At 71.2% G+C, this 19,242-nt stretch carries 14 protein-coding genes and 1 pseudogene; 8 read left to right on the top strand and 7 right to left on the bottom strand.

All coding sequences use genetic code 11. From position 1 onward, the window contains the following. The 4 genes and pseudogenes from IF28_RS0123880 to glgB form a co-directional block, all read left to right on the top strand. The coding region (locus IF28_RS0123880; RefSeq protein ID WP_030223945.1) for an alpha-glucosidase C-terminal domain-containing protein at window positions 1–495 on the top strand (495 nt) is incomplete at its 5' end. Then, window positions 492–1,745, top strand: a pseudogene (locus tag IF28_RS38765) (alpha-amylase family glycosyl hydrolase). The gene IF28_RS0123880 and the pseudogene IF28_RS38765, both read left to right, overlap by 4 nt. Before the next feature lie 109 nt (window positions 1,746–1,854). Then, on the top strand, window positions 1,855–3,273 hold the full coding sequence (locus tag IF28_RS0123870; RefSeq protein WP_030223943.1) for a maltokinase N-terminal cap-like domain-containing protein: 1,419 nt from the start codon (window positions 1,855–1,857) through the stop codon (window positions 3,271–3,273). 32 nt (window positions 3,274–3,305) lie between these two features. Further along, window positions 3,306–5,771 (top strand): 1,4-alpha-glucan branching enzyme, encoded by a 2,466-nt coding sequence (glgB, locus tag IF28_RS0123865; RefSeq protein WP_078621375.1) that lies wholly within the window; start codon window positions 3,306–3,308, stop codon window positions 5,769–5,771. A gap of 28 nt (window positions 5,772–5,799) precedes the next feature. Here glgB and IF28_RS0123860 read toward each other — a convergent pair whose 3' ends face one another. The 4 genes from IF28_RS0123860 to IF28_RS0123845 all read right to left on the bottom strand — a co-directional run bounded on the left by IF28_RS0123860 (window position 5,800) and on the right by IF28_RS0123845 (window position 10,530). Then, on the bottom strand, window positions 5,800–8,028 hold the full coding sequence (locus IF28_RS0123860; protein ID WP_030223939.1) for a HelD family protein: 2,229 nt from the start codon (window positions 8,026–8,028) through the stop codon (window positions 5,800–5,802). A gap of 168 nt (window positions 8,029–8,196) precedes the next feature. Next, window positions 8,197–8,520 carry a thioredoxin family protein gene (locus IF28_RS0123855; RefSeq protein ID WP_030223937.1) on the bottom strand — a complete coding sequence of 108 codons (324 nt, stop codon included), beginning with the start codon at window positions 8,518–8,520 and terminating at the stop codon, window positions 8,197–8,199. Continuing rightward, on the bottom strand, window positions 8,517–8,945 hold the full coding sequence (locus IF28_RS0123850; RefSeq protein WP_030223935.1) for a MerR family transcriptional regulator: 429 nt from the start codon (window positions 8,943–8,945) through the stop codon (window positions 8,517–8,519). Before IF28_RS0123850 ends, IF28_RS0123855 begins: the two co-directional genes overlap by 4 nt. A 208-nt stretch (window positions 8,946–9,153) precedes the next feature. Continuing rightward, window positions 9,154–10,530 (bottom strand): cation:dicarboxylate symporter family transporter, encoded by a 1,377-nt coding sequence (locus IF28_RS0123845; protein ID WP_030223933.1) that lies wholly within the window; start codon window positions 10,528–10,530, stop codon window positions 9,154–9,156. Between the two features lie 178 nt (window positions 10,531–10,708). Here IF28_RS0123845 and IF28_RS0123835 point away from each other — a divergent pair, with 178 nt between their 5' ends. Beyond that, window positions 10,709–12,355: a sensor histidine kinase gene (locus tag IF28_RS0123835; protein WP_030223931.1), complete on the top strand. Its 1,647-nt coding sequence runs from the start codon at window positions 10,709–10,711 to the stop codon at window positions 12,353–12,355. Continuing rightward, window positions 12,352–13,047: a response regulator gene (locus IF28_RS0123830; protein WP_030223929.1), complete on the top strand. Its 696-nt coding sequence runs from the start codon at window positions 12,352–12,354 to the stop codon at window positions 13,045–13,047. Before IF28_RS0123835 ends, IF28_RS0123830 begins: the two co-directional genes overlap by 4 nt. Here the strand turns inward: IF28_RS0123830 and IF28_RS0123825 are convergent. Beyond that, window positions 13,044–15,425, bottom strand: coding sequence for a tetratricopeptide repeat protein (locus IF28_RS0123825; protein ID WP_030223927.1), 2,382 nt, complete (start codon window positions 15,423–15,425; stop codon window positions 13,044–13,046). The two genes, IF28_RS0123830 and IF28_RS0123825, sit on opposite strands and share 4 nt — an antisense overlap. A gap of 59 nt (window positions 15,426–15,484) precedes the next feature. Beyond that, complete coding sequence (locus tag IF28_RS0123820; protein ID WP_030223924.1) at window positions 15,485–16,024, bottom strand: hypothetical protein; 540 nt, start codon at window positions 16,022–16,024, stop codon at window positions 15,485–15,487. A gap of 33 nt (window positions 16,025–16,057) precedes the next feature. Here IF28_RS0123820 and IF28_RS0123815 point away from each other — a divergent pair, with 33 nt between their 5' ends. Further along, complete coding sequence (locus IF28_RS0123815) at window positions 16,058–16,915, top strand: nucleosidase (RefSeq protein WP_051713846.1); 858 nt, start codon at window positions 16,058–16,060, stop codon at window positions 16,913–16,915. Window positions 16,916–17,257: 342 nt separating this feature from the next. Further along, complete coding sequence (locus tag IF28_RS0123810; RefSeq protein WP_030223920.1) at window positions 17,258–17,974, top strand: helix-turn-helix domain-containing protein; 717 nt, start codon at window positions 17,258–17,260, stop codon at window positions 17,972–17,974. Between the two features lie 102 nt (window positions 17,975–18,076). Here IF28_RS0123810 and IF28_RS0123805 read toward each other — a convergent pair whose 3' ends face one another. Continuing rightward, window positions 18,077–19,102 carry an ATP-dependent 6-phosphofructokinase gene (locus IF28_RS0123805; protein WP_030223918.1) on the bottom strand — a complete coding sequence of 342 codons (1,026 nt, stop codon included), beginning with the start codon at window positions 19,100–19,102 and terminating at the stop codon, window positions 18,077–18,079. Between the last annotated feature and the right edge of the window lie 140 nt (window positions 19,103–19,242).

Below are 19,242 nucleotides of genomic sequence, written 5' to 3'. Positions count from 1 at the left end.
GGCAGCGAGGAATACCTCGACAGCGAGAAATACCAGCTCCGCACCCGCGACTGGGAAACCGCCGAACGCCAGGGCACCACCCTCAGCCCCCTCATCACCCAGCTCAACACCATCCGCCGCGAGAACCCGGCCCTGCGGCAACTGCGCGACATCCACTTCCATCACGCGGACAAAGAGGAGGTCATCGCCTACTCGAAGCGGCACGGTTCGAACACGGTTCTGGTGGTCGCCAACCTCGACCCCCACCACACCCAGGAGGCCACGGTCTCGTTGGACATGCCGCAACTCGGCCTGAACCGGCACGAGTCGGTACCGGTGCGCGACGAGCTCACCGGCGAGACCTATCAGTGGGGCAGTGCCAACTATGTGCGCCTGGAGCCGGGGGGAGCACATGTGCTCGTCGTCGGCCGGACATCCGGGAGTGAGCTCCCGGATGAGCACAGCCGTGTTCCGCGACCGTCCAGCCCGTCGATCGGAGGGTCACCCACCACATGATCGTCAACGAACCCGTCCCGGACACCTTCGAGGACACTCCCGCCTCTGCAGTGGCTGGGCGTCGACTGCCTGTGGCTGCCGCCCTTCTTCAAGTCCCCGCTGCGGGACGGCGGCTACGACGTCGCCGACTACACCGCCGTACTCCCGGAGTTCGGCGACCTCGCCGACTTCGTGGACTTCGTCGACTCCGCTCACCAGCGCGGTATGCGCGTCATCATCGACTTCGTCATGAACCACACCAGCGATCAGCATCCGTGGTTCCAGGAGTCGAGGAAGGATCCCGACGGGCCGTACGGCGACTACTACGTCTGGGCCGACGACGACAAGCAGTTCCAGGACGCGCGGATCATCTTCGTCGACACCGAGGCCTCCAACTGGACGTACGACCCCGTACGCAAGCAGTACTACTGGCACCGCTTCTTCGCGCACCAGCCGGATCTGAACTACGAGAACCCGGCGGTCCAGGAGGAGATGATCTCCGCGCTGAAGTTCTGGCTGGACCTGGGCATCGACGGGTTCCGGCTGGACGCGGTGCCGTATCTGTACCAGCAGGAGGGCACCAACTGCGAGAACCTCCCGGAGACCCACGCCTTCCTGAAGCGGGTGCGCAAGCATCTTCCTGCGCAACCACGACGAGCTGACCCTGGAGATGGTCACCGACGAGGAACGCGACTACATGTGGGCGGAGTACGCCAAGGACCCCCGCATGCGGGCCAACATCGGCATCCGCCGGCGACGAGATCGGCATGGGCGACAACATCTGGCTCGGCGACCGCGACGCCGTACGCACCCCCATGCAGTGGACACCGGACCGCAACGCGGGCTTCTCGTCCTCCGACCCCGGCCGGCTCTTCCTGCCCACGATCATGGACCCGGTCTACGGCTACCAGGTCACGAACGTCGAGGCGTCCATGGCCTCGCCGTCCTCCCTGCTGCACTGGACCCGGCGGATGATCGAGATCCGCAAGCAGAACCCGGCGTTCGGCCTCGGCTCCTACACGGAGCTGCCGTCCACGAACCCGGCGGTGCTGGCCTTCCTGCGGGAGCACGAGGACGACCTGGTGCTGTGCGTGCACAATTTCTCCCGCTTCGCACAGCCCACGGAGCTGGATCTGAGCGCCTTCGCGGGGCGGCACCCGGTCGAGCTGTTCGGCGGGGTGCGCTTCCCGGCCATCGGCGACCTGCCGTATCTGCTGACCCTCGGGGGCCACGGCTTCTACTGGTTCCGGCTCCGGAAGGACGCCGCGTAGAACCCGGGCGGGGCGGTTTCCCCCGCTCCGCCCGGGGCACGCATGAGTAACACCCCGCCCACCGGCGGCGCCCCCTGGGCGCGCCGAAAGAGGGGAAGGACGCGACGCCATGTCGGAAGCCGTCACACGCACCGTCACGACACCGCCCGGCCTCCTTGCGTCACTGGATCCACTGCTGAGGGAGTGGCTGCCGCGGCAGCGCTGGTTCGCGGGCAAGGGCCGCCCCGTCACCGGGTTCGCCCTGGTCGCGGCGACCGAGCTGCTGCCGCCCGCCGCCAAGCTCGGCCTGTACCACCTTCTCGTGCGCGCCCATCAGCCGAGCCGGCCGGGGCACGGCGGCCCCGAGCAGCCCGGCGACTGCTACCAGCTGCTCATAGGCGTGCGCGAGGCGCTGCCGCCCCGGCTCGCGCCCGCGCTGATCGGTCATGTCACACGGGGCCCGCTGGCCGGACATACGGTCTACGAGGCCCTGCACGACACCCGGCCCGCCGAACTGCTCCTGGAGGCGTTGCGCACCCAGGCCCGGATCGGCGGGCTCCGCTTCGAACGGGACCCGCGCCAGGAGATCCGGTCCGGCCTGGTGCCGCGCCTGATGACCGCCGAGCAGTCGAATTCTTCGGTCGTCTACGGAGATACGTTCATCCTGAAGCTGTTGCGCCGGATCGTGCCCGGGATCAACCCCGACCTGGAGCTGCCGCTGGCGCTGGCCCGCGAGGGCTGCCCCCGGGTGCCGCCGCCGACGGCTTGGCTGGTCGCGGACCCCGACGAGACGCCGGGACCGCCGCCCGCGGCCGAACCGTATGTGCTGGGCGTGCTCCAGCCGTTCGTGCAGGGCGCGACGGACGGCTGGGAGCTGGCGCTGCGGGAGCTGGCCAAGGGCGAGGACTTCGCCGCCGAGGCGCGGGCGCTCGGGCGGGCCACCGCCGAGGTGCACACCGCGCTGTCCCGCGCGCTCCCCACGGTCACACTGGGTCACGCCCAGCTTCGTTCGCTGGTGGACGGCATGGCCGAGCGGCTGGAGGCGGCCGTGCACGCGGTGCCGGCGCTGCGGCCGTACGCGGGCGGGCTGCGCTCGGCGTACACGGCACTGGACGATCTGGCCTCCGAGGGCCCCGCCTGGACGGCTCAGCGGGTCCACGGTGATCTGCACCTCGGGCAGTGTCTGCGCTCCCCGGCCGGCCGGTGGTCGCTGATCGACTTCGAGGGGGAACCCGCCCGGCCGCTGGCCGAGCGGCGGATGCCGCAGCCGACCGTGCGGGACGTCGCCGGCATGCTGCGGTCCTTCGACTACGCGGCCCGTTCGGTGGACCCGCCGCACCCGGACTGGGCCACGCGGTGCAGGGCCGCGTACTGCTCCGGGTACGCGGAGGCGGCCGGCCGGGACCCGCGCACCGAGCCGGTGCTGCTGCGCGCGTACGAGACCGACAAGGCGGTGTACGAAGTGCTCTACGAGGCCCGGCACCGCCCGGAGTGGCTGCCCGTACCGATGGCCGCGGTGCACAGGCTCGCCACGGCCGATCTGACCTGACCCATCCGACCCGCGTCCAGGAGGCTTCGCCCGTGACCCCCCGCCCCGAGTCCAGCGGTCCGCAGCATCCGGAGCAGCCGCAGCGACCGGCTGCCGTGCCGGCGAAGAAGGCCGCCTCGGCGAAGAGCCCGGCCAGGAAGGCAGGGAACAAGAAGGCAGGGAGCAAGAAGGGTGAGGCCAAGAAGGCCGGGACCAAGAAGGCCGTGGTGAAGAAGGCCGTGGTGAAGAAGGTGGCCGGGAAGGCCCCGAAGAAGGCGGTCGTGGCGGAGGCGGCCACCGCGCAGCCCCTCCCCCCGGACATGGAGATCGCCGTCTCCCCCGCCGTGACCACCGGCGACCGTGACCGGCTGCTGAACGGAACCCATCACGCCCCGCACTCCGTGCTCGGCGCGCATCCGGTGCCCGGCGGGGTCGTCTTCCGGGCGTTCCGGCCGTACGCCCTCGCGGTGACCGTCGTCTCCGGGGGCCTGACCGTCGAACTGCACGACGACGGCGACGGCTTCTTCTCCGGTCTGCTGCCGCTGGGCGAGGTCCCGGCGTACCGGCTGCTCGTGACGTACGAGGGGACGGTGCACGAGACCGAGGACGCGTACCGCTTCCTGCCGACGCTCGGCGAACTCGATCTGCATCTGATCGGCGAGGGCCGGCACGAGGAGCTGTGGACGGTCCTCGGCGCGCACCCGACGACGCACCAGGGCGTCCCCGGCACCCGCTTCTCGGTGTGGGCGCCGAACGCCCGAGGGGTGCGGGTGGCGGGCTCCTTCAACTTCTGGGACGCCACCGGTTTCCCCATGCGGTCACTGGGCTCGACGGGCGTGTGGGAGCTGTTCGTGCCCGGGATCGGGGAGGGCGAGCTGTACAAGTTCGAGATCACCCGCCCCGACGGTTCGAAGACGCTGCGCGCCGACCCGCTGGCCCGCCGTACGGAGGTGCCGCCGGCCACGTCGTCGATCGTCACGTCGTCGGCGTACGAGTGGGGCGACGCACAGTGGCTGGAGCGGCGGGCCGGGGTGCCCGCGCACCGGGCGCCGTTCTCCGTGTACGAGCTGCATCTGGCGTCCTGGCGCCCCGGGTTGACGTACCGGCAGCTGGCCGAGCAGCTTCCCGCGTATGTGAAGGACCTCGGCTTCACCCATGTCGAGCTGATGCCGGTCGCCGAGCACCCCTTCGGCGGCTCGTGGGGCTACCAGGTCACCGGGTTCTACGCGCCCACGGCCCGCCTCGGCACCCCGGACGACTTCCGGTACCTGGTCGACGCCCTGCACCGGGCCGGGATCGGGGTGCTGATGGACTGGGTGCCGGCGCACTTCCCGCGTGACGAGTGGGCGCTGGCGGAGTTCGACGGGCGGCCGCTGTACGAGCACGAGGATCCGCTGCGGGCGGCCCATCCCGACTGGGGCACGCTGGAGTTCGACTTCGGCCGGCGCGAGGTGCGCAACTTCCTCGTCGCCAACGCCCTGTACTGGTGCGAGGAGTTCCACATCGACGGGCTGCGGGTGGACGCGGTCGCCTCGATGCTCTACCTCGACTACTCGCGCGAGCCGGGCCAGTGGACGCCGAACGAGCAGGGCGGCCGGGAGAACCTGGACGCGGTGGCGTTCCTCCAGGAGATGAACGCGACCGTGTACCGCAGGGTGCCGGGGGTCGTGACCATCGCGGAGGAGTCCACCGCCTGGGACGGCGTCACCCGGGCCACCCACCACAAGGGCCCGAGCGGCTTCGGCGGGCTGGGGTTCGGGCTGAAGTGGAACATGGGCTGGATGCACGACTCGTTGCAGTACATGAGCCACGGGCCGGTCCACCGCCGCTACCACCACGGCGAGATGACGTTCTCGATGGTGTACGCGTACAGCGAGAACTATGTGCTGCCGATCTCCCACGACGAGGTCGTCCACGGCAAGCGGTCGTTGGTGTCGAAGATGCCGGGCGACTGGTGGCAGCAGCGGGCCGACCTGCGGGCCTACCTGGGCTTCATGTGGGCGCATCCGGGCAAGCAACTGCTCTTCATGGGGCAGGAGTTCGCGCAGGGTGCCGAGTGGTCGGAGGCGCACGGCCCGGACTGGTGGCTGCTGGACCCGCACTACGGCGCCGAGGCCGACCATCGCGGGGTGCGCGATCTGGTGCGGGACCTCAACGATGTGTACGGGCGCACCCCGGCGCTGTGGCAGGGCGACACCGAGCCGTCCGGTTTCCGGTGGGTGACCGGGGACGCGGCCGAGGACAACGTCTTCGCGTTCCTGCGCTACGACGCCGACGGCTCCCCGCTGCTCTCGGTGTCCCACTTCGCCCCGGTGGTACGGCACGACTACCGCATCGGCGTCCCGGACGACGCGCCCGCCTGGCACGAGGCCCTGAACACGGACGCGGCCCGCTACGGCGGCACCGACGTCACCCACCCGGACCCCCTGAAGCCGGACCCCCAGGGCCGGCACGGCTTCCCGGCCTCGATCCGCCTGACCCTGCCGCCCCTGGCAACGGTATGGCTACGCCCGGCCTAGCATCAGCACGCCCCGCACCCGCAGCCGGCTACACCACGTCCACCAGCCCCTTCGGCAGCGCCTCGGCATGCAGAATGCCGAGGCGCTGGGTCGCCCGGGTCAGCGCCACATACAGATCGCTCGTCCCGTACCGCCCCGGCTCCACCACCAGCACGGAGTCGAACTCCAGCCCCTTCGCCTGACGCGGGTCGAGCAGGACGACCGCCTGCGCGAGATCGGGTTCGGCACCCGCCGTCACCCCGTCGAGTCGGGCGGCCAGGCCACGATGCAGGGCGCGTGGCGCGATGACCGCCAACCGCCCCTCCTCCGGGAGGAGTTCCGCGACGGCATCCGCGACCGCACCGGCCAGGTCGTCGGTGGCGCGCACCCAGGGCCGTACGCCCGTGGACCGCACCGAGCCCGGCGGCTCGAAATCCGGGTGCTCCGCACGGACGACCGCCGCGGCGGCATCCATGATCTCGGCCGGCGTGCGGTAGTTGACGGCCAGCCGGGTGTGCTCCCACCGGTCCTCGACGTAGGGGGCGAGGATGTCCGCCCAGGCGCCGACACCACCCGCCTCCGACGTCTGGGCCGGGTCGCCGACCAGAGTCATCGCACGGGTCGGACTGCGCCGCATCAGCAGCCGCCACGCCATCGGGGAGAGCTCCTGCGCCTCGTCGACGATGATGTGCCCGAACGCCCAGGTGCGGTCGGCGGCGGCGCGTTCGGCGGCGCTGCGGTGGTCGTCCTCCTCGTGCCGTTCCGCGAAGCGTTCCGCGTCGATGATGTCGTGCGCGGACAGCACCTCGGAGGAGTCCGGGTCGGCGTCCTCCTTGTCCTCGAACTCGAAGGTGCGGGAGGCGTACGACACGTCCAGGACGCCCTGCGCGAAGGCGATCTGCGTCCGCCGTTCGCGTTCGGCGCGCTCGCGGGCGAGCCGGTCGTCCTCACCGAGGAGTTCGGCGGCCTCGTCGAGCAGGGGCACGTCACAGACGGTCCAGTGCCGGGTGACGGGGCGGCGGACCGCCGCGGCGTCCTCGTCGGACAGGTACTCCTCGGGCGCGGCGAGGAAGTCGGCGACGAGGCGCTGCGGGGTGATCCGGGGCCACAGCCGGTCGACGGCGGACCAGACTTCAGGGTTGTCGGCGAGTTCGTCGCGGATCTGGGTGATGTCGCTGGGGTCGAGCAGGTTGGAGCCGTCGTAGGGGTCGGTGCCGATGCGTTCGGCGACCATGTCGGTGAGCGCGTTGAGGATGTGCCCCTCGAAGTGCTCCCGGGCCACGTTGTGCGGCAGGCCGGCGGCGCGGGTGCGCTCGCGGGCGACGTTCACCAGGCCGTCGTCGAGCATGAGGATCTCGCGGTCGTGCTCGATCGCGATCACGGGGTCGGGCAGCGCCTGCCGGTCGCGTACGGCGTCGGCGAGGACGTCGGCCATCGCGGCGCGGCCCTTCACCGCGGCGGCCTCGGGGGTGTCGGTCCGGGTGGTCCGCACACCGGGGTACAGCTCGCCGACGGTCGCGAGGAGGACGCCGGTCTCGCCGAGGCTGGGCAGCACCTCGCCGATGTAGCCGAGGAACGCCGGGTTGGGGCCGACGATCAGGACGGCACGCCGGGCCAGCAGTTCGCGGTGCTCGTAGAGGAGGTAGGCGGCGCGGTGCAGGGCGACGGCGGTCTTGCCGGTGCCGGGGCCGCCCTCGACGACCAGGACGCCGCGGTGCGGGGCGCGGATGATGCGGTCCTGGTCGGCCTGGATGGTGCGCACGATGTCGCCCATGCGGCCGGTGCGGGCGGAGTTGAGCGCGGCGAGCAGGACGGCGTCGCCGGTCGGGTCCTCGTGGCCGGTGCGGGTGTCGTCGCCGAGGTCGAGGATCTCGTCGTGCAGGGCGGTGACCCGGCGGCCCTCGGTGGAGATGTGCCGGCGGCGCCGCAGCCCCATCGTGGTGTGGCCGGTGGCCAGGTAGAACGGGCGGGCGACGTCGGCCCGCCAGTCGATGAGGACGGGGGTGCGTTCGGTGTCGTCGGCGCGCAGGCCGATCCGGCCGATGTGGTGGGTGCCGCCGGAGGTGAGGTCGATACGGCCGAAGCAGAGGGAGCCGTCGACGGCGTTCAGCGCGGCGAGCAGCCCGGAGCGCTCGGCGACGAGGATGTCCCGCTCCAGCCTGGCCTGCCTCGGGGTGTGGCCCTGTGCGAGGGCCTCCGTGACGGACACCTCGGCGTCGCCGCGCAGGGCGTCCACGCGTGCGTACAGTCCGTCGACGAATTGCTGTTCCTGCCGCAATTCATCGTCCGGCAATTCGGTGTTTGACAATTCCGCTCCCGCCCGGATATACTGTGGCTACTGAACTTCATTGCGCCTTCTTACTTCTGAAGTCGCGAATCAATAAATATACGCAAAGAGAACCCCCGGGCGCAATTGCCCGGGGGTTCTCTTGTGTCGCGTACCAGGTCAGAGCACGTCCGCCAGCTCCTCCAGGAGCCGCCGCTTCGGCCTTGCCCCCACCATCGACCGCAGCGGCTCCCCGCCCCGGAAGACCATGAAGGTCGGCATCGACAGCACCTTGTAGGCATGGGTCGTATCCGGATTGGCGTCCACGTTCAGCTGGACGACCTTCAGCCGGCCCTCCTCCTCGGCGGCCAGCGCGCTCAGCACCGGCGCCATCTGCCGGCACGGCGGACACCAGTCGGCGGTGAACTCCACCAGCACCGGCAGTTCCGCCTCGATCACCTCTCGTCCGAAGTCCGCGTCCGTGACGTCCGGCACTCCGCTCATGGCTGCTCCCCTCCCAGTTCGCACACCGGTTCCGGGCCGCCCGGAACCCCCGCGTCGGCGGCCAGCACGTCCCGCGCCGACTCCGCCCGCGCCAGCTGCTCCCCGACCTTCGCCCGTACGGCGCTCAGCTCGCCGATCAGGGCGTCCAGCTCGTCCAGCTTGCGCCGGTAGACCTGGAGCGAGGCGGGGCAGGAGTCGCCCTCGGGATGCCCGGCCCGCAGACACTCCACGAAGGGCCGGGTCTCCTCCAGGCCGAACCCGAAGTCCTGGAGCGTGCGGATCTGCCGCAGCAGCAACAGATCGCTCTCGTCGTAGGTCCGGTAACCGTTGCCGGTGCGCCGCGCGGACAGCAGCCCACGGGATTCGTAGTACCGCAGCGTGCGCGTGGTGGTCCCGGCGCGTGCGGCCAGCTCGCCGATTCGCATACGGACGAACGTAAGCCTTGACGCGGACGTCAAGGCAAGGGCGGCGCGGAGCCGGACATGACCGAGCGGCCGGGCTCACGGGGGTGGAGACCGGCCGCTCGGCGGCTGTGGAGGCCCGGATACGGGTGGCGGGCCTCCGGCCACCGGGCGGCTGGGCTACGGGGGGAGTGTCCCGGCCGCCCGGGTCTGCGGGGTGCGGTGCGGGCCGTCAGGCCTTGGCGAGCTCCTTCTCGCCGCCCTGTCCGGCGTGGGCGTCGTCCGCACCGACGTGGTCGTCCAGAAGCGTCCGCTCGTCGAAGGGGGCCTTGCCGGCGAGGACCTCGTCCACCCGGTCCCGGTCGATCTCCTTGGTCCAGGTGCCGATCAGGACGGTGGCGACGGCGTTGCCCGCGAAGTTGGTGAGGGCGCGGGCCTCGCTCATGAAGCGGTCGATGCCGACGATGAGGCCGATGCCGTCCACCAGGGCGGGCTTGTGCGACTGCAGACCGCCGGCCAGCGTGGCGAGACCCGCGCCGGAGACACCGGCCGCGCCCTTCGAGGCGACCAGCAGGAACAGCAGCAGCGGGATCTGCTCGCCGATCGACATCGGCGTCCCCATGGCGTCGGAGATGAACAGCGAGGCCATGGTCATGTAGATCATGGTGCCGTCGAGGTTGAAGGAGTAGCCGGTCGGGACGGTGATGCCGACGACCGGCTTACTGACACCCAGGTGCTCCATCTTCGCGATCAGGCGCGGCAGCGCCGACTCGGAGGAGGAGGTGGACAGGATCAGCAGGAACTCACGGCCCAGGTACTTGAAGAGCGCGAGGACATTGACGCCCGCGACGACCCGCAGCATCGTGCCCAGCACCAGGAAGATGAACAGCACACAGGTGGTGTAGAAGCCGAGCATCAGCACGGCCAGGCTCTTGAGCGCGTCGACGCCGGCCGAGCCGGTGACCGCGGCGATGGCGCCGAAGGCACCGATCGGGGCCGCCCACATGATCATCGCCAGGACGCGGAAGACGAGGCGCTGGATGTGCTCGATGCCGCGCAGGACGGGCTGCCCGGCGGAGCCCATGGCCTGCAGCGCGAAGCCGCAGAGCAGGGCGATCAGCAGGGTCTGCAGGACCTCGCCGGCGGTGAACGCCGAGACGATCGTGGTCGGGATGATGCCCATCAGGAAGTCGACGGTGCTCTTGGCCTCCGCGTCGACCTGCGCCTGGCCGGTCTCCTTGACGGCGTCGGTCACGGCGAGGCCGGTGCCCGGGTCCAGGATGTTGCCGACGATCAGGCCGATGGCGAGCGCCACGACCGACATCACCAGGAAGTAGGCCAGGGCGATACCGCCGACGGCACCGACCTTGGCGGCCTTCCGCACCGAGCCGATGCCCAGGACGATGGTGCAGAAGATGATCGGCGAGATCATCATCTTGATCAGGTTCACGAACCCGGTGCCGAGCGGCTTCAGCTCGGTCGCGAAGTCGGGCGCGAGCAGACCGACGGCGATGCCGAGGGCGACGGCGATGATCACCGCTATGTAGAGATAGTGCGTGCGGTCCCGCTTGGCTTTGGGTGCAGGTGCCGTAGCGGCAGTGGTGGTCACGGCGGCCCTCCTTGACGACGTCGTCGGCATCACCGGCGTGCGGCTCACGTCCGGGGAGATTCGGATCAGGGCCCGTGGACAGCCCTGGGGGAATGCCGTGACTATGTCTCGCCCTGTGAGCGCGGTCACCCTTCCGTTCATTTAGTTCACCGCACAACCGGAAGGCAGACTGGCAGGCATGCGCATCCCACTCCCCCGGCCCCGCAGCCTCGCGGGTCAGCTCTTCGCCATGCAGGCCGTGCTCATCACGGTCGTCGTGGCCGGGTCCGCGCTGTTCACCTACGTCAGTGACCGCAGCCAGGCCGAACAGGCGGCGGAACGTCACGCCACCGCGGTGACCCGGTCCGTCGCCGACTCCCCGTCCGTACGGGAGGCGATCCGTACGCCGGACCCGTCCGCGAAGCTCCAGCCGTACGCGGTGGAGGTGGTGCGGGACACCGACGTCGACTTCGTCACGATCATGGATCCGCGGGGCATCCGCTGGACGCACCCCGATCCGGACCAGATCGGCCTCGTCTTCCAGGGCAACACGGCCCCGGCACTGGCGGGCCGTACGTTCACCGAGACCTACACCGGTACCCTCGGCCCGTCGGTCCGGGCGGTCACCCCGATCCTGGACGGCGAGCGGATCGTCGGCATGGTCAGCGCCGGCATAAGGGTCGAGCAGATCAGCCAGCGCGCCCAGGGACAGCTGACGGCACTGATCGTGGTCGCGGCCGGCGCCCTCGGACTCGGCGCCATCGGCACGTACGTCATCAACGCACGGCTGCGCCGGCACACCCACGGGATGAACGCGGACGAGCTCAGCCATATGCACGACTACCATCAGGCCGCGCTCCACGCCGTGCGCGAGGGGCTGCTGATGCTGGACGGGCAGTACAGGGTGGCGCTGATCAACGACGGCGGCCGGGAGCTGCTGGGTGTGAACCAGGACGAGGACGGAGCGGATGTCGTGGGCAGATCGGTGGCGGAGCTGGGCCTTCCGGCTCCGCTGACGGGCGCGCTGCTCGCCTCGGAGCCCCGGGTGGACGAGGTGCACCTGGCGGCGGACCGGGTCCTGGTGGTGAACACCTCGCCGGTCACCGGCGGCCAGCGGCGTGGCTCGGTGGTGACCCTGCGGGACGTGACCGAGCTCCAGTCGCTGACGGGCGAGCTGGATTCCGAGCGCGGCTTCACGCAGGCACTGCGGTCGCAGGCGCATGAGGCGGCGAACCGGCTGCACACCGTGGTCTCGCTGATCGAGCTGGGCCGGGCGGACGAGGCGGTCGACTTCGCGACCGCGGAACTGGAGCTGGCGCAGGCGCTCACCGACCAGGTGGTGGCGGCGGTGAGCGAGCCGGTTCTCGCCGCGCTGCTGCTGGGCAAGACGGCCCAGGCGAACGAGCGCGGCGTGGAACTGGTCGTCTCGGACGACAGCCGCCTGGACGACGGACTGCTCCCGGACACCCTGCCCGCCCGCGACCTGGTCACCATCCTCGGCAACCTCATCGACAACGCCGTGGACGCCGTACAGGGCGGCGTCGGCCCCCGGGTGACGGTGACGGCCCTGACCGAGGAGTCCGGCGCGGAGCTGATCCTGCGGGTCTGCGACACCGGCCCCGGAGTGGACCCGGACCACGCGGAGGCGGTCTTCCAGCGCGGCTTCACCACCAAACCGTCCGGCTCCGGCGGGCGCGGCCTGGGCCTCGCCCTGGTCAGCCAGGCGGTGGCCCGGCACGGCGGCTCCCTGTCGGTGGCCACCGCCGTCGGGGGAGGCGCGGCCTTCGAGGCCCGGCTGCCGCTGCGGGAGGCCGCCGTCGCGAAGAGTCCGGGAGGCGCCGTATGAGCGGGGAGTCCATCAGAGTGCTGGTCGTCGAGGACGACCCGGTCGCCGCCGACGCCCACGTCATGTACGTCGACCGCGTCCCCGGCTTCGTCGCCGTGGGCAAGGCCCACACCGGCGCGGAGGCGCGGCGGGCGCTGGACCGCACCCCCGTCGACCTGCTCCTCCTCGACCTCCACCTGCCCGACGTGCACGGACTGCAGCTGGCCCGCTCCCTGCGCGCGGCCGGCCACCACGCCGACGTGATCGCGGTGACGTCGGCGCGGGACCTCGCGGTCGTACGGGAAGGGGTCTCTCTGGGTGTCGTCCAGTACGTACTGAAGCCGTTCACCTTCGCGACCCTGCGGGACCGGCTGGTGCGGTACGCCGAGTTCCACGCGGCGGTGGGGGAGGCGAGCGGGCAGGACGAGGTGGACCGGGCGCTGGCGGCCCTGCGTGCTCCGGGCCCGGCCGCCCTCCCCAAGGGCCTGAGCGCCCCCACCCTGGAACGGGTGACGGTGGCGCTCCGCGACGCGTCCGAAGGCCTGACGGCCACGGGGGTCGCCGACGCGGTCGGCATCTCCCGCATCACGGCCCGCCGGTATCTGGAGCATCTGGTGGACGCGGGCCGGGCGGCCCGGCGGCCGCAGTACGGGACGGTGGGGCGGCCCGAGTTGCAGTATCGGTGGGTCCGGGGGGTGGAGAAGGGGCGTTAGGGGGTGGGGTCGTCCAGTGCGGCGGCACGGGTGCGGGCCTGAGCGGCGTCGGCAGGGGCGTCGGCGAGGGTGAAGGCGCCGGCGGACAGGAGCCAGGCGGTGCGGGCCTCGACGGACTGGTGGGCGGCCTCGTGAGCGAGGGCCAATGACCGGAAGGTCTGTCCCTCGCCGTACCAGTCCTCGAACTCGTGGCGGAGCTTCAAGGACCTGCCGTATGCCCCGATCGCTTCCTCCACCCGGCCCGCCTCCCGCAGGGCGAGACCGAGATTGTTCCACGCCATGGCCTCGCGGTGGCGGTCCCCGGCGGCATGGAACAGGGTGCGGGCCCGCATGAGGGCCGCGATAGCCTCCTCCGCCCGGCCCGCACTCCGCAGGGCGAGACCGACGTTGTTCCACGCGCCGGCCTCGCCGTGGCGGTCCCCGGCGGCATGGAACAGGGTGCGGGCCCGCATGAGGGCCAGGATCGCGTCCTCCGCCCGGCCCGCCTCCCGCAGGGCGTTGCCGAGGTTGCCCCACCCGATGGCCTTGTCCTGGCCGTCCCCGGCGGCATGGAACAGGTCGCGGGCCCGGCTGTGGGCTCCGATCGCCTCCTCCGCACGGCCCGCACTCCGCAAGGCATTGCCAAGATAGCTCCACGAAGTGGCCTCACCCATCCGGTCCCCGGCAAGCTTCGCGGCCTCCCGCGCCCCCTCCGCGACCGCGATCAGGTCGTCGAAGTACCGCCGCCAGTCCAGGTACACCCCCAGACACTGGGCCAGCGCCATCGCCACTACGGCGAACCGCTTCTCCCGCCCCCATCCCACCGCCTCCACCAGGCCCGCCCGCTCACCGTCCAGCCACGCCAGCGCCTGCCCCCGGTCCCCGAACCGCTCCGGCTCCGGCATTCCCGGCAGCCACCGCAACCGGTTGTCAGCCGCGTCTGCCCACTGCAAGTAGAACCCCAGTACCTGCTCCCGCGCCGCCTCCCCTTCTTTCCGCAACCCCTCATCCTCCGTCACGACACCCGCCCCGAACACCCGCACCAGGTCATGCAGTCGCCACCAGCCGCGCTCGCTCCCCCTCTCCACGAGGTGTGCACGGGCCAGGGCCTTCAGGGCCCGCACCGGGGGCTTCTCGGCACCGACGAGAGCGGCGACGACCTCGTCACTCACCTCGGGTCCGGGCGCCAGAGAAAGCAGACGCAGCAACCGCGCCTGCTCGGACGGCAGCCGGCGGTAGGAAAGCTCGAACGCGGCACGGACACTGCGCTCCCCGTCGTCGAGGTGGTCGAGGCGGTCGCGGGACTCGGTCATCTCGTCCACGAGTTCGGCGACCGGCTTGCCCGGGTCCTCGGCCAGCAGGGCGGCCGCGATCTGCAGGGCCAGCGGGAGGTGTCCGCAGAACCCGGCGAGTCGCTCGGCCGTGTCGGGATCGTCGGCCACCCGGCTGTCGTACGGGTCGGCGATCCGCAGTGCGCGGTCGAGGAGTTCGTACGCCTCCCTCGGGCCCAGCTGGTCCAACGGAAAGAGTCGCGCGCCCAGTTGGGGCAGCCGGTCGCGTGAGGTGACCAGCACGTGGTGCCGGGGGTCACCGGGCAGGAGGGGCCGTACCTGGTCCGGTGAGGAGGCGTTGTCGGCCAGGACCAGCACCGGACCGCACTCGTGGGCGCGGCCGGCCAGCGTCGAACGGTAGAGCGCCGCCCGTTCGTCCGTCGTGGTGGGGATGTGTTCCGGCGGGGTACCGAGGGCTCGCAGCAGGGCCTGGAGGGCACGGTCGGCGGTGACGGGGTCCCGGTCGTAGCCGTGCAGGTCGATGAAGAGAACGCCGCCGGGAAACCAGCCCCGTTCGTGGGCCAGGTGCGCGGTTTCGACGGCGAGCGCGGTCTTGCCGATGCCGCCGAGACCGGACACGGCCGCGACGAGGGTCGCCGCCGGCTGCTCCCCGGCCGGGTCGAGCGCGCGCAGCAGTTCCTCCGTCTCCCGCTCCCGGCCGGCGAACCCACCGGGCCGCGCGGGCAGGCCGGCCAGCGCCTCGGGAACGGCGGTCCCGCCGTGCTGGATCACGACCTGCACGCCGATCACCTCGCGCAGGAAGACCCCGCCCCGGAAGTCGGGGTGGTCACCGCCGTACCAGGACATCCCGCTTCCCGGCGCGGTCTGCTCCATGGCCCGCGCGACCGCGCCGGCGAGGCCCCGCGGATCGGCGGCGAGCAGGTCGGCCAGCGCCTCACCCCACTCCCGTACGGCATCCCGCCGTGCCGGATCCGCCGCCGCCCCGGCGATCTCCCGGGCGGATGCCCCGGCGTCGAGCCCCATCGCCCGCGCCAGCCTCTCCACCGCCCGGCGCCCACCGTCCCCGCCCGCGCCCTCGGCCAGGGCCACCAGCAGTGCCGCTTCCATTGGCCGTACTCGCCCCCGGTATGTGACAGTGCGTCAAAAATAGCGCTGTGCGGCAGGCTTCACGCCGCTTTCGCGTACCACACGATCTGCGAGGCGAGCCCCGTCACGGCGAGCGCCTCCACCACGGACAAGGTGACCATCAGCCCGCCGCCGTCGCCGTTCACCCAGAACACGACCAGGGCGGCCAGCGGTACCGCGCAGAACGCCGTCAGGTCGATCACGGTCTGGATGGTCTTGCGCGACCGGCGCCGGGTGTCGCTCCGGTGGTACGCCTCCCACCCGAACGTCGTGAACCCGTTCCCGTGCGCGGTGAGGGCGGCCAGCCGGGGCCCCAGGCCGTCGCGGACGTAGAGGCCGATCGCCGAGATCTTCTCGTCGTTGACGAGGTAGGTCCACCCGAGGACGACGCACACCGGCGGCAGCGCGAGCAGCATCGAGGGCTGCTTGGCCTGGGCCGCGGCGGCGATGACGGCGGCCACGACGGCGAGGGTGACGTACAGCAGATTGTCGCGGAACCCGATCCGCGCCTTCTGCTCGTCCTTGACGCTCTGGTATTCGGCGAGCAGCAACTGCCCGACGGTGAGGTCCTGTTCCGGCACACCTGTCCCTTCTCCCAGCGGTAATTTATGACTATGCAGGAGATCCGGCCCACAGTTCTGGTCCTGACCGCACTTCCGCTCGAATACGCCGCCGTCCGCGCACACGTGGACGAGCGGGAGGAGTTGGTCCACCGCGACGGGACTTGGGTCGAGAAGGGCCGACTACCCGGTACGCCCTGGCACGTCGCGCTCGCCGAGCTGGGCATGGGCGCCGAGCGTGCCGCCGCTCTCACCACCCAGCTCATCAACTGGCTCGGCCCCGAAGCGGTGTTCTTCGTCGGTGTCGCCGGCAGTCTGAAGGACGACGTCGAAATCGGTGACGTCGTCGTCGGCACGAAGGTGTACGAGATCCACGGCGGCAAGCAGACACCGGAGGGTTTCCAGGTCCGGCCGGAATCCCTGCCGGGCTCGCACGCGCTCGTCCAGGCGGCCCGTTCCGCCGTGCGGGACATGCCCGACGTACGAGCGCACCTGCTGCCGATCGCCACGGGCGATGTCGTCCTGGCGGACGCCACGTCGGAGATCGCCCGGTTCATCCGAAGGAACTACAACGACGCGGGCGCCATCGAGATGGAGGGCTCCGGAGCGGCTCACGCGGCCCATCTCAACGGCCAGTTGAACGCGCTGGTGATCCGGGGCATCAGCGACCGCGCCGACGCCGGGAAGCACGAGGCCGACGCCTCGGGCTCGCAGAAGCGCGCGGCCGAGCAGGCGGCCGCGGTGACGGTGGCGGTGCTGCACAAGCACCGCCCCCGCGAGGGTTCCTCCGACTCCGAGGAGCGCCCCCATCGGCACGGGGACGGCGGAGCGACGTACGCCGGGGACCACATCGACTTCCGCGGCGGCACCTTCCACGGTCCGGTCACCGGCAAGAGCGACGGCCGTCGGTAGGGGAACCGTCCACGGCCCGGTCCCGCGGGGCCCAGCCGCCCTCCCGCCCCGTCCGCCGGGCTTCACGCGGTTGATTTGCGCCGCGCGGGAGGGAGTGGTTGAGGGGCCCATGTGTCGTACGGGGTTCCGAATCTCGAACGCTTGAAGTCCCCGGGTTTGTTCGGGATGTCAACGGGGGGTTACGCATATGCCCGTTGAGCTTGCCGTTCGTGTGGTGCGGGGTCGGGGGGCTAGGTGCGGGCAGGGTCGGACCGGGGGCCCGATCCGGTGGTAGCCGTACCTTCGCACAATGCGTGATCCTGGCCGAACAGTCCGTAGTCAGCTTTCCCGTGCGGGCCTAATTTGTGGGCCGTGCATCGACTACCCTCCGCTCGTACCGACCGCCATCCGCCCCCTCCGTTCAACGCGCCGGCCGCCCGTCGGCTGCGGTCCGGGCTGGGCATGGACCCCGACCATGTCGCCCACGCCCTGCGCGGCTCGTACGGGCTGCCGTATGTGACGTCCGCGCTCGTCGACGCGTGGGAGCGGAGGGCTGCCACTCCGTCGCATACCGAACTCAGCGCGCTCGCGGGGGTGTTGTGGTGTTCGCCCGGGGAGCTCATCGGGCGGCCGCGGACCTTGCGTGAGCATCGGGTGGCTCGGGGACTGGCGCCGGAGGATGTCGCGCGGGGGGTGGGGCATGAGCTTCATGCGTATCTCCGGATGGAGCAGACCGGTCGCTGGCGGGGCAGTGAGCGTCAGGTGGCGTCGCTGACCCGGCTCCTCGGCCTTTCGCTGGCCGATGTCGTCGCCGTCACCGGCAGGGAGGACACGCTCGCGGAGCTGCTGCGGAGTGCGGTCACGGGGCGCTGGCAGCCGTATGTCCGGGCGGTGGGGAGGATCGCGCCGCTGGAACGGCGGCAGTTGGAGTCGGTTCTGCGCCGGCTTCATCAGGACTATCGGGGGCACATGGCCGCGACGCTGAGCTGGGCCGGGGACTACGACGATGCGGGGGAGAACGGGAGGGACTTCCTCAACCGGATCGTCGATCACTTCTGGGCTGCGGTGGAGGTCTACTAGGGGGTTCTCGCCCCCGCCGCCCCTTCCCGTCCCGTCCCTGGGGGCAGCCCCTTCGCGCCCCAGGAGCGCGTGGTCCTCCGCGCACTCCCAGGGCCGAGCCCCTCAGAAGACCGACTCCGCCTCGTCCATTCGGTCCGACGGCACGGTCTTCAGTTCCGTTACCGCCTCGGCCAGCGGAACCATCACGATGTCCGTTCCGCGCAGGGACGTCATACGGCCGAAGTCGCCCCGGTGCGCCGCCTCCACCGCGTGCCAGCCGAAGCGGGTGGCGAGGACGCGGTCGTACGCCGTCGGGGTGCCGCCGCGCTGGACGTGGCCGAGGATGACCGGCTTGGACTCCTTGCCGAGCCGCCGCTCCAGCTCGTAGGCCAGAGCCGTGCCGATGCCCTGGAAGCGCTCGTGGCCGAACTTGTCGATCTCGCCCTTGCCGTAGTCCATGGTGCCGTCGGCCGGGTGCGCGCCCTCGGCGACGCAGATCACCGCGAACTTCTTGCCGCGGGCGAAACGCTCCTCGACCATCTTGACCAGCTGCGCCGGGTCGAAGGGGCGCTCGGGCAGGCAGATGCCGTGGGCGCCGGCGGCCATGCCGGACTCGAGGGCGATCCAGCCCGCGTGCCGGCCCATGACCTCGACGACCATCACCCGCTGATGGGACTCGGCGGTGGTCTTCAGGCGGTCCATCGCCTCCGTCGCGACACCGACCGCCGTGTCGAAGCCGAAGGTGCGGTCGGTGGAGGAGATGTCGTTGTCGATCGTCTTCGGGACGCCGACCACCGGCAGGCCCGCCTCCGACAGCATGTGCGCCGCCGTGAGCGTGCCCTCGCCGCCGATCGGGATCAGGGCGTCGATGCCGAAGTCGCGGATCATGTCGGACGCGTTCTCGCAGGCCTCGCGCAGCCGGTCGCGCTCCAGCCGGGAGGAGCCGAGTATCGTGCCGCCGCGCGCGAGGATGCCGCTGACCGCGTCGAGGTCGAGCGTGCGGTAGCGGCCGTCGAGCAGGCCCGAGTAGCCGTCCTCGAAGCCGATGACCTCGTCGCCGTAGTTGTCGACCGCCCGGTGCACGACCGATCGGATCACTGCGTTCAGCCCAGGGCAGTCGCCGCCTGCGGTGAGGACTCCTATACGCATCGTGCTGTGTCTCCTGGTCGCTGTCGATACCTGTGAGCCAGTCTCGATTGTTTCATGTCCCCCGGAGCGGCGCCGACGCCCCACTGGTGGGCGCTGTAACCAGCGCCAGAGGTATTGTCAAGAGGGATCCACTCACCTCG

The sequence above is a fragment of the Streptomyces sp. NRRL WC-3626 genome, assembly GCF_000718785.1.
Lineage (GTDB): Bacteria > Actinomycetota > Actinomycetes > Streptomycetales > Streptomycetaceae > Streptomyces > Streptomyces edwardsiae.
Note: the sequence above shows the minus strand (reverse complement) of the source record. Positions and strands in the feature narration are given on the sequence as shown.

Bases quoted from the DNA above. Each gene is read 5' to 3' on its own strand.
- IF28_RS0123835 (WP_030223931.1), top strand. From the start codon at position 10,709: ATGCGCATCCCACTCCCCCGGCCCCGCAGCCTCGCGGGTCAGCTCTTC.
- IF28_RS0123825 (WP_030223927.1), bottom strand. From the start codon at position 15,425: ATGGAAGCGGCACTGCTGGTGGCCCTGGCCGAGGGCGCGGGCGGGGAC.
- IF28_RS0123815 (WP_051713846.1), top strand. From the start codon at position 16,058: ATGCAGGAGATCCGGCCCACAGTTCTGGTCCTGACCGCACTTCCGCTC.
- IF28_RS0123830 (WP_030223929.1), top strand. From the start codon at position 12,352: ATGAGCGGGGAGTCCATCAGAGTGCTGGTCGTCGAGGACGACCCGGTC.
- IF28_RS0123870 (WP_030223943.1), top strand. From the start codon at position 1,855: ATGTCGGAAGCCGTCACACGCACCGTCACGACACCGCCCGGCCTCCTT.
- IF28_RS0123850 (WP_030223935.1), bottom strand. From the start codon at position 8,945: ATGCGAATCGGCGAGCTGGCCGCACGCGCCGGGACCACCACGCGCACG.
- IF28_RS0123805 (WP_030223918.1), bottom strand. From the start codon at position 19,102: ATGCGTATAGGAGTCCTCACCGCAGGCGGCGACTGCCCTGGGCTGAAC.
- IF28_RS0123855 (WP_030223937.1), bottom strand. From the start codon at position 8,520: ATGAGCGGAGTGCCGGACGTCACGGACGCGGACTTCGGACGAGAGGTG.